The organism is Nitrosomonas oligotropha (assembly GCF_009833085.1).
Classification (GTDB): Bacteria; Pseudomonadota; Gammaproteobacteria; order Burkholderiales; family Nitrosomonadaceae; genus Nitrosomonas; species Nitrosomonas oligotropha.
The window spans coordinates 15,753-30,934 of record NZ_QRBZ01000045.1 but is presented as its reverse complement, the minus strand read 5'-3'; the positions used below and the strand labels follow the sequence as shown (position 1 = coordinate 30,934).

17 protein-coding genes and 1 pseudogene are annotated in these 15,182 nt (G+C 52.4%); 8 read left to right on the top strand and 10 right to left on the bottom strand.

Going from position 1 to position 15,182, the window contains the following annotated elements; genetic code table 11:
• Positions 1–62 precede the first annotated feature (62 nt).
• Both ABD07_RS13505 and ABD07_RS13500 read left to right on the top strand, forming a co-directional pair.
• On the top strand, positions 63–1,340 hold the full coding sequence (locus ABD07_RS13505) for an O-acetylhomoserine aminocarboxypropyltransferase/cysteine synthase family protein (RefSeq protein ID WP_160818723.1): 1,278 nt from the start codon (positions 63–65) through the stop codon (positions 1,338–1,340).
• 50 nt (positions 1,341–1,390) lie between these two features.
• Positions 1,391–2,146, top strand: coding sequence for a fused MFS/spermidine synthase (locus ABD07_RS13500; RefSeq protein WP_160818722.1), 756 nt, complete (start codon positions 1,391–1,393; stop codon positions 2,144–2,146).
• A gap of 76 nt (positions 2,147–2,222) precedes the next feature.
• On the opposite strand, the gene ABD07_RS13495 is transcribed toward ABD07_RS13500, so the two are convergent.
• Complete coding sequence (locus ABD07_RS13495; protein ID WP_160818721.1) at positions 2,223–3,128, bottom strand: hypothetical protein; 906 nt, start codon at positions 3,126–3,128, stop codon at positions 2,223–2,225.
• A gap of 213 nt (positions 3,129–3,341) precedes the next feature.
• Here ABD07_RS13495 and ABD07_RS13490 point away from each other — a divergent pair, with 213 nt between their 5' ends.
• Positions 3,342–3,929, top strand: coding sequence for a PEP-CTERM sorting domain-containing protein (locus tag ABD07_RS13490; RefSeq protein ID WP_108698202.1), 588 nt, complete (start codon positions 3,342–3,344; stop codon positions 3,927–3,929).
• 45 nt (positions 3,930–3,974) lie between these two features.
• On the opposite strand, the gene ABD07_RS13485 is transcribed toward ABD07_RS13490, so the two are convergent.
• From ABD07_RS13485 to ABD07_RS13470, 4 genes are read right to left on the bottom strand one after another with little or no spacing between them, the layout of a single operon-like run.
• On the bottom strand, positions 3,975–4,475 hold the full coding sequence (locus ABD07_RS13485; protein WP_108698203.1) for a phage tail protein: 501 nt from the start codon (positions 4,473–4,475) through the stop codon (positions 3,975–3,977).
• 48 nt (positions 4,476–4,523) lie between these two features.
• Positions 4,524–5,042 carry a phage tail protein gene (locus ABD07_RS13480; protein ID WP_160818720.1) on the bottom strand — a complete coding sequence of 173 codons (519 nt, stop codon included), beginning with the start codon at positions 5,040–5,042 and terminating at the stop codon, positions 4,524–4,526.
• Positions 5,043–5,089: 47 nt separating this feature from the next.
• A complete protein-coding gene (locus tag ABD07_RS13475) occupies positions 5,090–5,611 on the bottom strand; it encodes a phage tail protein (protein ID WP_160818719.1) in 522 nt (173 codons plus the stop codon).
• 48 nt (positions 5,612–5,659) lie between these two features.
• Positions 5,660–6,301 (bottom strand): hypothetical protein, encoded by a 642-nt coding sequence (locus tag ABD07_RS13470; protein ID WP_160818718.1) that lies wholly within the window; start codon positions 6,299–6,301, stop codon positions 5,660–5,662.
• Between the two features lie 278 nt (positions 6,302–6,579).
• Between ABD07_RS13470 and ABD07_RS13465 the strand changes: the two genes are divergently transcribed.
• From ABD07_RS13465 to ABD07_RS13455, 4 genes and pseudogenes are all read left to right on the top strand, one after another.
• Positions 6,580–7,137 (top strand): NADH-quinone oxidoreductase subunit B family protein, encoded by a 558-nt coding sequence (locus ABD07_RS13465; RefSeq protein ID WP_164502851.1) that lies wholly within the window; start codon positions 6,580–6,582, stop codon positions 7,135–7,137.
• A 5-nt stretch (positions 7,138–7,142) separates the two neighbouring features.
• Entirely contained in the window at positions 7,143–8,615 is a 1,473-nt protein-coding gene (locus tag ABD07_RS13460; RefSeq protein WP_160818717.1) for a Ni/Fe hydrogenase subunit alpha, read from the top strand.
• Positions 8,616–8,778: 163 nt separating this feature from the next.
• A pseudogene (locus tag ABD07_RS15365) lies at positions 8,779–8,949 on the top strand (HNH endonuclease); the annotation flags it as partial.
• A gap of 42 nt (positions 8,950–8,991) precedes the next feature.
• A complete protein-coding gene (locus ABD07_RS13455; RefSeq protein ID WP_240142564.1) occupies positions 8,992–9,699 on the top strand; it encodes a hypothetical protein in 708 nt (235 codons plus the stop codon).
• Between the two features lie 34 nt (positions 9,700–9,733).
• Here the strand turns inward: ABD07_RS13455 and ABD07_RS13450 are convergent, their stop codons facing one another.
• From ABD07_RS13450 to ABD07_RS13440, 3 genes are read right to left on the bottom strand one after another with little or no spacing between them, the layout of a single operon-like run.
• Positions 9,734–9,934: a DUF2905 domain-containing protein gene (locus ABD07_RS13450; RefSeq protein WP_160818716.1), complete on the bottom strand. Its 201-nt coding sequence runs from the start codon at positions 9,932–9,934 to the stop codon at positions 9,734–9,736.
• Between the two features lie 10 nt (positions 9,935–9,944).
• Positions 9,945–10,460 carry a lipocalin family protein gene (locus ABD07_RS13445; protein WP_160818715.1) on the bottom strand — a complete coding sequence of 172 codons (516 nt, stop codon included), beginning with the start codon at positions 10,458–10,460 and terminating at the stop codon, positions 9,945–9,947.
• Between the two features lie 9 nt (positions 10,461–10,469).
• Complete coding sequence (locus ABD07_RS13440; protein ID WP_160818714.1) at positions 10,470–11,540, bottom strand: alkene reductase; 1,071 nt, start codon at positions 11,538–11,540, stop codon at positions 10,470–10,472.
• Positions 11,541–11,775: 235 nt separating this feature from the next.
• On the opposite strand from ABD07_RS13440, the gene ABD07_RS13435 reads away from it, so the two are divergent.
• Entirely contained in the window at positions 11,776–11,994 is a 219-nt protein-coding gene (locus ABD07_RS13435; RefSeq protein WP_160818713.1) for a C4-dicarboxylate ABC transporter, read from the top strand.
• 80 nt (positions 11,995–12,074) lie between these two features.
• On the opposite strand, the gene ABD07_RS13430 is transcribed toward ABD07_RS13435, so the two are convergent.
• Complete coding sequence (locus ABD07_RS13430) at positions 12,075–13,040, bottom strand: MBL fold metallo-hydrolase (RefSeq protein WP_160818712.1); 966 nt, start codon at positions 13,038–13,040, stop codon at positions 12,075–12,077.
• Positions 13,041–13,084: 44 nt separating this feature from the next.
• Positions 13,085–15,055, bottom strand: coding sequence for an acetate--CoA ligase (gene acs / locus ABD07_RS13425; protein ID WP_160818711.1), 1,971 nt, complete (start codon positions 15,053–15,055; stop codon positions 13,085–13,087).
• Between the last annotated feature and the right edge of the window lie 127 nt (positions 15,056–15,182).

Sequence of the window (15,182 nt, the reverse complement as noted above, 5' to 3'; positions counted from 1 at the left end):
CATAACCTCACAAACCTGCTACACTTCCCGGCAACTCTTGATTTTTCTCACGGGAGAATGGCATGAAAGACGAAACAATCGCTATCCACGCCGGTTATCAAACCGACCCCACCACCAAATCGGTGGCGGTTCCTATTTATCAGACCGTCGCCTATGAATTCGACAATGCGCAGCATGGCGCGGATTTGTTCAATCTCGCCGTGCCGGGCAATATTTATACGCGCATCATGAATCCGACCAACGATGTGCTGGAACAACGGGTTGCCGCATTGGAAGGCGGTGTGGCGGCGCTGGCGCTCAGTTCAGGCCAGGCGGCAATTCACTATGCGGTGATCAATATCGCCGAGATGGGCAATAACATTGTCAGCGTGCCGCTGCTGTACGGCGGAACTTATACGCTGTTCGCGCACATGCTGCCGAAATTGGGAATCGAAGTGCGTTTCGCCAAGGACGACCATCCGGCGAGTCTCGAGCCGTTGATCGACAAAAAAACTTCGGCGGTATTCTGCGAGTCGCTGGGCAACCCGGCGGGAAACATTCCGGACATGGAAGCCATTTGCGCGATGGCGCATCGGCACGGTGTTCCGGTTATCGTCGATAACACCGTACCCACGCCGGTCTTGATGAAACCTTTCCAATCCGGCGCGGATATCGTGGTGCATTCATTGACCAAATATATGGGTGGACATGGCACATCGGTCGGCGGCATCATCGTCGACTCCGGCCGGTTTCCCTGGCCGGATCACGCAGAGCGGTTTCCGATGCTCAACAACCCCGAACCGGCTTATCACGGCGTCGTCTATACGCAGGAATTCGGTCCCGCCGCCTATATCGGACGCGTGCGCACGGTGGCGCTGCGCAATACCGGCTCGGCCATGTCACCGATGAATGCTTTCTTCTTTTTACAAGGCATTGAAACCTTGTCGTTGCGCATGGAGCGGCATACCGAGAACGCGTTGAAAGCCGCGCAATACCTTGAGCAACATCCCGCCGTGGCGTGGGTGAAATATGCAGGTCTGCCGTCATCGGAATACTATCAACTGGCGCAAAAATACATGCAAGGCCGCCCATCCGCCTTGATGACCTTCGGCATCAAGGGTGGATTTGAAGCGGGTGTGAAATTTTACGATGCGCTCAAACTGTTCAAACGGCTGGTCAACATCGGCGATGCGAAATCCTTGGCCGCGCACCCGGCATCGACAACCCACCGCCAACTGACCGGCCCCGAACTGGCTGCGGCGGGCGTCACGCAAGACATGATCCGCTTGTGCATCGGCATTGAAAATATTGACGATATTTTGGTGGATTTGGAACAAGCGCTCGCCGCCAGCCGGACTTAAGCAATCGTGACAAACAAAGTTACCGGATACCGGTCGAGCCAAAAAGCACGATGAGTTTCTCCATCGATATCCGCGAAGAAGCCGGGGTGCGCACTTTGCATTTCGGTTCCGACTGGATACAGGGCGCGATGCGCATCGCGCGCCCTTGGCGCTTGGAACTCGACTACACCCAGGAAATGATGGTCAGCTTGTTGCTAAGAAACGATGCGCGGTTTCCGCGCAAAGTGCTGCTGATCGGCCTGGGCGCGGCATCGCTGACCAAATTTCTTTATCGCTACTACCCGCTGGCAAAACTGACCGCGGTTGAGATCGAACCGCGCGTGGTAGCAGCCGCGCGGCAATTCTTCAAACTGCCGGACGACCCGCTACGCCTTAATATCGTCATCGCAGACGGCGCACAGTATATTGCCGGGAACGATAAGACTTACGACCTGATTCTGGTGGATGGCTACGACGCCGATGCGCGCCCCGGCGAGCTCGACATGCTGCCGTTTTACCAAATGTGCCGCGCGCGCTTGAGCCATAACGGCGTGCTCGCGGTGAATCTGCTAGGCCGCAGCCGCGGGCATCAGGCCAGTCTGGAACGCCTCAAAACAGCATTCGATACACGCGCACTGGCTCTCCCTCCTTGCGACAGCGGCAACGTCATCGCAATGGCCGCAAGCGGAGAAAAAATCGAGATTCCTGTCAATGAACTCAAGGAACAAGCGCTCGAATTGAAAGAAAGAACCCATCTCAATCTGCTACCGACGCTGATGCGCCTGGAGCAGGCAAAATCTTGTCCGGGTGGGATGCTTACGATTTAACAAAAGTGGAATTACAAGCTCACCTTAGCTCGATGCAGGGCTTTCTTTGGCAGCCCAGCCTACCGCGCTTTGCACATTACTGCACAAACTTTTCAGAAAGATCATAAATTTTATCTTTAACCGTTTTCCATATCTCCGCTGGCGGCGGAACTTGAGTTTGTGTTTTGATTTGATTAATTTTATTCATAGCATCCGTATACGTATCTACGAATTGATCTTCCAGATCATCTCCCATTCGAATGGCTTGTACTTTGGCATCCCCATACTTCTGATTGATCAGATCCTTGGCATTCATATGCGATAATTCTATTTGGTCTTTAGCATCACTATATGCTTGTTGCCAATTTTCTTTCACATCGGCCAGAACCTGCTCTTTTGTTGGTACCTCTATGCCACATACCTGGTCCTGATCTTCAAGAGCATGATCAAACTCACTATTTAACTTGTTAATGTCCTTCATGTTCTGGCAAAAATCATGGATATCCCACAGGGTTACTCCAATTATTATCGATGTACCCAGTACCGGAATTGTTTCACCTGGAAGAGATGCAATATTACGTGTTGCACTCGTAATCGATCGAGTGGCTATACGCTTTGATACTTTCTGAACAGCTTTTACTTTTCTAGCAGATTCAGTTTTAAGTTTGGCATGCTTCTCTTCCAATTCTGAGTTATTTCTGGCCAACCGGGTATTTTTATCAATCAATTCTTTTGTTTTAACAGCCGCATCATCATTTCTTTTTATTGTTGGGCTTTGACCAAGAACTCTCGTTAATGTCGTGTCAGTCAATGCATATCCCAAGAAAGATTTCAATGTATTAAAGGCGGCGGTATGCAAGCTATCGTTGACGAGCGTCGCAATGTTGGCCGATATAAGCCCCAAGAACGATGATAGTAAAAGCACATTTTTTATTCTTTTCCACAATGATACGCTTTCAAATTTTGGTTTCTGCTCGTGCACTTGTTCATCAATCGTATCCACGCTAGCTTTCCTTTTTGTGATTGTTATCGGTATACATGCTACCGCATGTCCATCGATCTATTCAAAGGGAGCTTCGTTCTCATTTGATGCTGGGCTTTCTTTGGCAGTCCAGCCTACCGTGCGTTGTGCCTTAGACAGCGCCCGGCTGTGCAAGCAACCATGTTTTCAGTATAGTTCGACTTTGCTTTTAAAATTTATAATAAGGAAAATAACATGCATGTTTTATATCGCAGTTTGATCATAGCCTCTTCGATAGCGCTAGCGCCGCTTGCCAATGCATCGCTTATCGATTTTCAGGGTGAACCGGTGGGCACTTATGCGGGAGGTACGACAACGTTGCTTGTTGATGGGACCAGTGTGCGCTTTTCAGGATTGGGTTTGCAAATTCGGGATCTCACCCCTGTATTTCCATCGGAATCCAGCCGAGTACTCTCCTCGTTACACGATGGGCAAGAGATTACGATGGAGTTATTAGGCGGAACCACGACCAACAGCCTTACTTTCCACAACTGGATCAGCGGTGTCTATACCTCCGAAGTGGATACTATTGTTGTGCAAGCATTTGATACGGCCAACAACTTGCTCGGCTCTGTCACTTCATCCGATGAATTTATCAGTCTCAACTTCACCGGCATGGCACGCATTACTTTCGACGATTTCAGTGCTGGAGATGGGTACCTGCTGGATGATATTCAGTACACGGTAACAGCAGTGCCTGAACCGGCCACATGGGCGCTAATGCTGGTTGGGCTTGGCGGGTTGGTTTCCATTCACCGCCGCAATCGCACGGTACACGCATAAAGGCGGTGCCGCAGTACCACCGGCTTTGCCGGTGGTAGTTGGAAACTAACTCCGGCTCGGAAAAACACCTTGCAGTGCAATGCAATAATTCACCACCAGGTAGGGCTGCATATTGGGATGCGGCCCTCCGCCGGTATTGCCAATCGCCGTGGCAGCCATGGTTGCGCCGGCTGCGCTACTGAACACGACATTGCCGTCGGAATCCTGCGCCCAGAATTTTCCCGCCGGACTGGTTTGAGTTCCAGCGACATTACTGCAGTTTGCCGTATGACTGTGCGGAGGAATTTGCGCGGTTGTAAGCGTCACGCTTTCTTGCCCTCCGCGTTCTCCCTGGGTATGAACTGAACTCAGGTGCATCCCGGCGCGGCCACGAAGATCCGGCAGCGCGAACGTGGTGCGGCCGTCTCCGCCGTACATCGTGCCCAATAAAGAAAACAGTGCAGCGTTTTGCGCAATCGGCAACAATTGGCCATCGCAACTCGCCCAGCCCTTGGGTGGAAAATCGAACCCAAAGGGCCGAATCTCTCCTAAAAATGGATCGTCCATACTATCCTCTCATTATCTTGTCGAATTCTTGCTGCGAAATGTCCGGCTTCAACTTCTGGGCGGAAATACGCCACGCAACGCAATGCAGAAGTTCAACGCCAGATACGGTTGCAGATTATTGTGCGCTTGCCCGCCGCCAGTAGCGGTGATTATTCCAGCCGCCATTTGCGCCGGTCCGCTATCGCCGTATTCCTTACTGCCGCCCAGATCCTGCGCCCAGAAATTTCCTGCGGGAGCGGGTTTATTGCCGTTTCCGGCTTGCGCGTTGGCCGGATGGCTATGCGGCGGAATTTGCTGAATTGTCAATGTTTCCGCCGACGTGCCGCCCGATTCGCCCAGCACGCGGTTAGAAAGACCGCTACCCTGCCCCGCGCCCATGACGACATTGCCTTGGAGGTTAGGCAGCGCAAAGGTCGATTTGCCATCGCCGCCATAAGTTGTACCAAGAATCGAAAATAATGCCGTATTGCTGGCAATGGGCAGCAGTTGCCCATTACACTGCGCCCAGCCCACCGGCGCGAAATTAAAACCAAACGAGCGGATTTCTCCAATATACGGATCACTCATGCCAGAATCTCCTTTTTTCAACTGCCGCCAGCCGTTCTCTTGTAATCCTAGTTTCTAGAAGGATAGATACCTTCGAGCGCGATGATGTAGTTGATGACTAAATAAGGTTGCACATTGTTATGCGGTTGCCCGCCGCCGGTATTGCCGATCGCCGCAGCAGCCATGGCGCTGCCGCTGGCCGTGCTATAAGCCCCGGTATTGCCGCCGGGATCGGTCGACCAATAGCTGTTGACGGGGCTCGCGCTATTGCCGGTCGTATTGGAACAGACCGCGGTATGGTTGTGCGCCGCCAATTGCCCGGCGGTCAAAGTGACTGTTTCGCTGCCGCCCAGCTCACCGATCACCCTGGGACTGAGACCAGGCCCGGCGCCTTGATGCAGCGGAATACGGCTGGCAAGATTCGGCAAAGCGAAAGTCGATGTGCCATCGCCCCCGTAGATTGTTCCAATGAGCGAAAACAACGCGTCATTCTGTTCGATTGGAAGCAACTGCCCCTGACACAAAGCCCAGCCGGCGGGGGCAAAATTACCTGCAAAAGTCTTGATTTCACCTAAATAGGGATCGGGCATTATTTTCTCCTCGCTCCTGAAAGCACTTCAGTAACAAAATTAACCGTATCAGACTATCTTACGCCGCGCCGCAGCCAATACCGCTGGAACTCCGATCAGCAGCAGCGTGCTCGTCAGCGGTTCCGGAACGGCGGTGGCGATATCCAGCGTGGAGAAATCCAGCCCGGCGCCGTTAAAGGCCGTCTCACCGAATAAGCCCAATCCCGGACCTGTCAGTGATAACGCAACATTAACGGTACCCGAGGCCAGCCCGGCGAAGGTCGACGACGGCAACGTCAGCGTATACACATTATCCTCACGGCTAGCGCCGCCGTGCGACTCGAACAGCGTATTGAGCGCGCTGGTCAGGTCCACCCCATTGACGGTAAAGGACGCCACTTGATTTCCGGTAGCAGCGGATTCGTGATCATAAATTCCGAGTATCAAGCTGCCACCGAGAATGGTATTCGCGATTGCGCCGTAGGAAAATGTCCAACTGGCTGAGAAGTTTGCACTGGTATCCCCGCCAATGAATAGACCAAATGGCGCAGGTTCTCCGGTTCCGGCAGTCGTAAAAGGAACGATGTTCATTGTCGCGCCGTCGGCAAAATCCTGATCGCCGAGGGTTACGGTCGTATTTGCAAGCGCAAACTGCGATCCGGCCATCAGCGCAAATGCTGCGATTGTTTTTGCAGGTAAATATTGTCTCATTGGAAAGTTCTCCTTGGGATATGCGAATGTTTTTTCTTTGTATTGATGAGATTACAATCATAGTGATCGGCTCTGCAACCGGAACGAGACTGATTCCCGTCAATCAGTTCAGTTACGTTATACTCTCATACCGTAACCCAGATCAAGGGATTTCTGCGTCGGCAATTCATTATATTATTCATGAAAATAACCGCATTCGACCGGCATTAATTGACTGTAAAACGAAACCGCCATGCATCTGCTGTATAAGAACTATCCGTCAAGGAATCCGATAAAAAATGACGCCTGAACACGCGATCAAACGCAAACTCAAAATCGCCACCACGTCGTTGGCCGGTTGCTTTGGTTGTCACATGTCTTTTTTGGATATGGACGAGCGTCTCGCCGTTTTACTTGAACAGGTTGAGTTGGATCGTTCGCCGTTCACCGATATCAAGCACTGCGGCCCGTGCGATATCGGCTTGATCGAAGGCGGCGTGTGCAATGCGGAAAATGTGCACGTGTTGCGCGAATTCCGCGCCAGCTGCAAAATTCTGGTGGCCGTTGGCGCGTGTGCGATCAACGGCGGCGTGCCCGCAATGCGCAATTATTTCGATTTGCAGGATTGCTTACAGGAAGCGTATCTCACCGGCACCGGCATCACCAACCCGCAGATTCCCGACGATATTGAACTGCCGTTGCTGCTCGACAAAGTCTATCCGGTCAGCGAAATTGTGCCCATCGACTACTTTTTGCCCGGCTGCCCGCCTTCTGCCGAGGCTTTTTTGCAATTGCTGCAACCGCTGCTGGCCGGGGAAAAACCGGTGATCGCAACATCCCAGCTACATTACGATTAAGCGCTATGGAACCGGACAAACCTGCATCATCAACGACCCGCCGCATCGCCATCGATCCGGTCACACGCGTCGAAGGGCACGGCAAAATCACCTTGCTGATCGACGATTACAACCACATCGTCGAAGCGCGCTTCCATATTGTCGAATTCCGCGGTTTTGAGAAATTCATCCAGGGCCGTCCGTACTGGGAAGTACCGTTCTTCGTGCAACGGCTGTGTGGCATTTGCCCGGTCAGCCACCAACTGGCGGCGGGGAAAGCGGTGGATCAAATCGCCGGAGTGCGGCAACTCACGCCGGCGGCAACCAAACTGCGCCGGTTATTGCATTTCGGTCAGATGCTGCAATCGCACGCGCTGCACTTTTTCCACCTTTCGTCACCCGATTTTCTGTTCGGCTTCGGCAGCGATCCGCGCCAGCGTAATATCGCCGGAGTGCTGGAACAATTTCCGGAAATCGCGCTGAAAGGCGTCAAACTGCGCAAATACGGCCAGCAAATCATCGAGGCGATCACCGGTAAGCGCATTCACGGCACCGGCACCGTGCCCGGTGGCATGAATAAAGCACTGACCCTACCCGAACGCGATGCGCTGCTCGCCGGCATCGATAACATCCTGCAATGGAGCCAGGAAGCGCTGGCGCTGAACGAACACATCCACACCGCGCACCCGGAACACCGCGATTTCGGCACGCTGCGCAGCCACTATCTCAGCATGACCGGCAGCAATGGCGAACTGGAGTTCTACCACGGCGGATTGCGCGCACGCGCCGCCGACGGTAGCTCGATTTTCGATCAATTCGATTACTGTAATTATCAGCAGATCCTCAAAGAGGAAGTACGTCCGTGGAGTTACCTGAAATTCCCGTACTTTTCCGCACTGGGAACCGGAGAAGGCTGGTACCGCGTCGGCCCGCTCGCGCGCATCAACAATTGCGACCGCATCGCCACGCCGCTGGCCGAAGCCGCACGACTGCGCTTCAGAGCCTACGGCAACGGCGGCGCGGTGCACGACACGCTGGCATACCACTGGGCGCGCATGATCGAACTGCTGCACTGCGCCGAATCGATTCACGCCTTGCTGCACGACACCGGCATCACCAGCACAGACCTGATGGCGGATAAAGGCAAGCGCCAACCGCAAGGCATCGGCGTCATCGAAGCCCCGCGCGGCACGTTGTTTCATCATTACCAAGTCAACGAAGAAGGCCTGGTCACCCAAGCCAACTTGATCGTCTCAACCACCAGCAACAATCAGGCGATGAACGAATCGGTGCGCGTCGTCGCCAGCCAGTATCTCGACGGCCAGGAAATCACCGAAGCGCTGCTGAACCACCTCGAAGTCGCCGTGCGCGCGTACGATCCGTGTCTTTCCTGCGCCACGCATGCGCTGGGAAAAATGCCGCTGCAAGTGACGTTACAAGACACGGCGGGGAAAGTGATCCATCAATTGACGAAAGGAGTGGACGGTGCTATTCGGTAATGAATGAAAGAGGCACGGATTTAAAAAGCTTGTTATATTAAAAGTAAAAGCCAAATGACAGCCTTTCATGTAATAAAGGAAGTAGCACGCGGGGTGTTTTGTTTTGGATTTCATTTCTGAATATTCAATTGCGTCATTTTGGATATCTAATTCTAGTTTATAAATTGCACTTATAAGGAGACTGGTCATTCGTATCCCTTGGACTGGCAGTAGATGCATCACCTGTCTTCGCGAGACGGCTCTCTCCAAGGAGCATCTTATCCCAAAGGCGCTCGGAGGCCATCTGACAGCTGTTTTTCTTTGTCAAGCTTGCAACTCTTCACTCGGGCATCGAACTGAAACAACTGCGCGATTAGATCCTACAATCCGGCTTCTCGTGAACGACCTTGCCGCCGAGATACCAGCGCTGGCCCAAGCCCTTTCGAAAAACTCACCCTATGTGGGATGCGGTCCAGGAGGAAAAACGACGGGCTACGTCAAGGATGGTGAGTTTTTAGTTCGCGCCAAGACAAATCCAGATGGCTCGCTTATACAATCTACACCTGAAGCACGAAAATCCATCGATGCCATCCTCCATCGCCAAGGATACGATGCACCATTCCGCGCCGAAGCTATTCGGGCGCTAGACGAAGCACCAGAGAATATTCGAGTCAGAATTGCTCCTGACTTAGAAGTTGTGAAATGGGGAATAACGAAACTTGAGCTGGCGCTCGATGGACCACTGCTTGATCCGGTCATTCCACTGAAAGTCGCCTTCGAATTCATCGCTTGCCATCTTGGAACTGACATATACGAGGAAATACAGCCCCTTGATGAGATCCGTCATGCTCTCACAACAGGTGAACTAGACCCAAGTCTGATTCATGTCGAGCGACTGATTGCCGAGAAGTCCCACCCATTTCACGGTATCATCTTTGAGGGAAACGATCCCTACGCGAAAGTTCAGATCCGCTTTTTTGGGAAACTCGGGTTTCGTATTCATTTCCTACGACTCGCTATCGGGGGTCCTAGAGGAGAATATACGCATGATCTAATTACTAATGAGGAGCATGTCCGTAAGATATCAGAGTGTAAGGTTGATTAACCTTAACCTCCGCTTACAATTACATCGAATGGTCTCACTTCCGCAACCACCACAGTATCAGTGTCAGCACGACAGAAATGACCAAGCCAGTCATCAGCGGAAAATGAAAGCTGAAATTCTCGCGTTCGATGTGGATATCGCCGGGCAAGCGGCCGAGCGGCAATTGCGATAACCACGGCCACAGCAGGCCGAGTACTAGCAATAAGACTCCGAGTGTAATCAGTAACTGTTGCATAGCATGCGCGCTAATTCTGTTTTGGGAATATCAGCTTGTCCGATTCAAAACCCAGTTCCGCAGCTCTGCGCACAAACCGCTCCAGCAAGGCATCGCTGACCGTTGGAGTTCTCGCCAGCAGCCATAAGTACGATTTGTCGTAGCTGGTGACGAAGGTGTATTGATAGTCTTCCTTGTCCAGTTCAAACACGATGTAAGCCCCATAAAACGGGCCGAAGAAGGAGACTTTCAGATAGCCTTGCTGCGGGTCTCTGACGAAATACGCTTTGCCTTCCGCTTCTTTCCACTTGTTTTCCGCCGTTGAGAAGCCCTTGTTGATGACTCTGACACCGCCATCGTCGCGCAGGAAGTATTCCGCCGTGACATTGTCGAGTCCGCGTTCAAACGAATGATCGAGCCGGGCGATTTCGTACCATTTTCCCAGATACTTATTGAGCTCAAAGCCGTCAACCGGCGCAACATTGTGCGGAACCGACAAGCACCCGCTGAGGACAGCGCAGAGAAAAATAAGGGATAACAGTCGCATTTTATGTACTCACGAAGTGGTTAATGCCGGGTAATCGGTATAGCCTTGTGCGTCCCACGTATAAAACGTGGCCGGATTGGGCGGATTGAGCGCTGCGCCGGTTTTGATCCGCGCCGGTAAGTCGGGGTTAGCCAGAAAGCTGGTGCCGAAAGCCACGGCATCGATTTTTCCTGCGGCGATATCTTTACCGGCTTCCTCGCCGCTGTACCCCATATTACCGATCAACACGCCTTTATAGTGTTGCCGGATCGGCGTCATCACGTCGCCGCTTTGCTGCTGATAAACATCGCCCCGTATCACATGCAAGTATGCCAGGTGATAATCGTTGAGGCGGTTGGCGAGCCAGGCGGATAATCCGGCCGGATCGCTGTCGATCATGCTGTTGTAACTGCTGAGCGGCGAAATGCGCAGCCCCACCCGGTCGTTGCCCCATACAGCGCTGACTGCTTCGAGTACTTCCAGCGTCAAGCGCGCGCGATTTTCAACCGGACCGCCGTAAGGACCGCTACGTTTGTTCGAGCCATCGCGCAAAAACTCATCCAATAGATAACCGTTTGCACCGTGAATCTCAATGCCGTCAAAACCTGCACTTTGGGCATTCTGCGCAGCTTGTTTGAATCCGGCGACAATGCCGGGCAATTCGTCATCGCGCAATTCGCGCGGCACGGCATACGGCTTTTTTCCTTCCGGCGTACGCACTTCGTCGGCGATGGCGATGGCACTCGGCGCGACCGGCTGCGCGCCGCGATTGAGCAGTGGATGGCAGGCCCTGCCGCCATGCCAGAGTTGCAGGAAGATTCTGCCACCGGCGGCATGCACCGCACCGGTCACCAGCCGCCAGCCGGTAATCTGCTGCGCGGAATGAATGCCCGGCTCCTTCCAGAAGGCCGAATGCCCTTCGATAGCCATGGTCGCTTCGGCAATGATCAAACCGGCGCTTGCTCGTTGCGCGTAATACTCCGCCATCAGCGCATTCGGAATATGTTCGTCACCCGCACGGCAGCGCGTCAGCGGCGCCATGAAAATGCGGTTCGGTACCGTCAGCGCGCCCAGCTTGAGCGGTGAAAACAACGTATTCATCCGGTAAATTTCCCTAAATATTTAATATGAATCATTTTAGCTTAATTTGATGAATTACATTTTTTACTGATTTTTTATTATTTTTTTAAAAATAATTTCTTTATCTTTCAGATAGAAAGCTAGCAGATGTGAAATAAATGTGAAATTAGTGTGAACTTTTTGTGAAGATCTCTATCCAATTGCCGTAAACGCTTTTTTCACACAACCTCAACACATTTCAAACAAGGAAATTCTCATGAAAACAGGTCATATTTTTATTATTTCAGCATTGGTCATTAGCGGCACATTTTTTGGTGTTTTGTCGGTGTTCAATTTACCGGAATCGGTAACCGAATGGGTTATCTCCGACATCATTCTTGGCACGATTTTGTACGTAAATTACTTGGTCATCGCCATGGCAGCAAGCTCATCCAAAACCAGAACCCATTACTCTGGCAAAAAAGTTACAGCGTAAGACTCTCCTAAATAATGGGGTTAAGGCTCTCCGCATTAACCCCATTTTCTATTCGGCTGCCAAGACTGGTCTTTTTCCAATCAAAGCTGTTTGAAACGCTCCGTCGGTTGATCGAGCCAATGAATCAGCCCTTGTGTATTCAACCGGATATCCGAGCGCAGAAGCTCATCAATCGCATCCAGCAGCAACCGGCAACCCTGCTGTGTCAGCCGTTGCAGCAGTATTTCCCGTAAAGCTTTTGAAATTACCGCTTGGCGGTCTTCAGCATTTTTTGCGCGTTGCGCAATTTCGACGTGCGCATCAAGCAATTCATGTAGGGATTGCGCATGGTGCGCGAGATTGCCGATCTGGCTATAGTGGGTCAGATAAGCGTAGCGTGGTTGATAGCGCATAATGCGGTCAATCGAAGCGTGCGCTGCGGCAGGATCGAATTGCACCGGCGAGGTGGTCGGGAAAACAAATTCCAAGCCATTAGCGTCGAATTCCCGGTACGAAACGCCGAATGTATCGCCGGTGAAAAAAGACTGGCTGCGCTCATCGAAAATGCAATTATGGTGGCGCGCATGCCCCGGCGTATCGAGAAACAGTAATGAGCGTCCGTTCAGATCGATACGGCTTTCATCCGGCGCTTCAATAATCCGCGCGGCATCGATCGGATAGATCTCACCGTACACGCGCTTGAATTCAGCCTCGCCATAAACTCCCATGGCACCGGCGACCAGCCGCGCCGGATTCGCCATATGGCTCGCGCCGCGTGGATGCACAACCAGTTCGGCATTGGGAAAAAGCCGCATACACTCGCTCGCGCCACCGGCATGATCGAGATGGATATGCGTCAAGATGACATAAGCAACATCCTCAACAGCAATGTGCTTGTGTTCGAGCGACGCGATGACACCGGGAATGGAAAACGAAGTGCCGGTATCCACCAGCGCGGCCGCGCCTTTTTCGACAATCAGGTGAATCGCCGCGCGTTTGGGGCGGTGAAACTGCGCATCAATGGCACTGATGCCATGTTCATAATCTATAACTAACGGTAATGACATATTGTTCCGGTTTTTTCTTGAACCTTAAAGGGTAATGTTGAATGTTATTTGGACGGATATTTCAATTGCTCAAGAATCGCCGGGTTTTCCAGCGTGGAAATATCCTGTGTGATTTCCTCGCCTTTGGCAAGCGTGCGCAATAACCGGCGCATGATTTTTCCCGATCGTGTCTTGGGCAGATTTTCTCCGAAACGGATTTCGTCGGGCTTGGCAATCGGGCCGATCTCCTTCGCCACCCAGTCACGCAAAGTATCCGTGATCTGCGCCACTTCTTCGCCATGCGGATATTTGCCTTTCAATACAACAAACGCAATCACCGCTTCACCTTTGATCTCATGCGGCTTGCCAACCACCGCCGCTTCCGCCACCAAAGGATGGGCAACCAAAGCCGATTCAATTTCCATCGTGCCCAAGCGATGCCCGGAAACGTTCAACACGTCATCGATACGCCCCATGATCCAGAAGTAGCCATCCTTATCGCGGTAAGCGGAGTCGCCCGCCAGATAATATTTTCCATGACCGGTATCTTCCGGAAAATACGCTTTCTTGAAACGCTCCGGATCACCCCACAGAGTGCGTATTTGTGAAGGGAAAGGCTTTTTAATCACCAGGAAGCCGCCCTTGCCGTTTTCGACCTCGTGACCGGCTTCATCGACAATCGCCGCGAAAATTCCCGGTAACGGAAACGTGCAGGAACCGGGCTTGAGCGCAACTGCGCCCGGTGTGGGCGCGATCATATGGCAGCCGGTTTCCGTCTGCCACCAGGTATCGACAATGGGGCAACGCGACCGCCCTACTTTTTCATAAAACCACATCCAGGCTTCGGGATTGATCGGCTCCCCGACCGAACCCAATAAGCGCAACGACGACAGATCGTACTGCGCGGGCAGATCTCCGCCCAGTTTAATCAACGAGCGGATGGCCGTGGGCGCGGTATAAAAGGTAGCCACTTTATGCTTCTGGATGATTTCCCAGAAACGTCCGGCGTGCGGATAGGTGGGAATTCCCTCGAAAATCACTTGAGTCGCGCCCATGGCCAGCGGTCCGTATGTGACATAGCTATGACCGGTGATCCAGCCGACATCGGCCGTACACCAAAAAATATCCGTCGGTTTATAGTCAAAAATCCATTGCATGCTAACGATAGTGCCCAGCAAATAACCCGCGCTGGAATGCTGAACACCCTTGGGCTTACCGGTCGATCCGGAGGTATACAGCGTAAACAAAGGATGCTCGGCGTCGACCCATTCCGGTTCGCATTCGCTACCGGCGTTCCGGGTAATCTCATGCCACCAGACATCGCGCGGCGGATTAAACGGAATATCCCCGCCGGTGCGTTGATACACCACGATCAATTGCACCGATGTTATGTCATTCATGCGCATGGCTTCGTCAACGGTCGCCTTGAGCGGATGATGCTTGCCGCCGCGCACCTGCTCATCGGCAGTGATAATCGCTACGGCACCGGCGTCGTGAATGCGCTCGTGCAGGCTTTTGGCGGAAAAACCGCCGAATACCACGGAGTGAATCGCGCCGATACGGGCGCAGGCTTGCATGGCAACCACCGCCTCAATACGCATCGGCATATAAATAACGACCCGATCACCTTTCTTGATATTGCGTGCTTTCAATGCATTGGCGAGCTGGCAAACCCGTTGATGGAGATCACGGTAGGTCGACCGTATCACCTCGCCGTCGTCGGACTCAAAAATAATGGCGGTTTTATCCGCCTGGGTTGCCAGATGCCGGTCCAGGCAGTTATAGGAAACGTTTAACTCACCATCGGCGAACCATTTGTAAAACGGTGCATTGCGATCATCCAGTATTTGCGTAAAAGGCTTGTGCCAAAGAATCCGCTCTTTCGCCCGCTTAGCCCAGAAATGCTGATAGTCCTGCTCCGCTTCCGCACACAAAGCTTGATAGGCCTGAAAGCTGGATACATTGGCCTGACTGGAAAATTCATCAGAGGGCGGAAAAATACGGGTTTCATTTAAAACTGATTCAATCGTCGACATGCACTATCTCCGGTATTCATTCATTCAATACACTGAGACCGAATTGTATCATTGGCTCCAGGCGCCTTATACCTCTTAATTTCGAGCCGGTTAAAAACTGCGCTGCCAAAATATCATCAAACAAGCC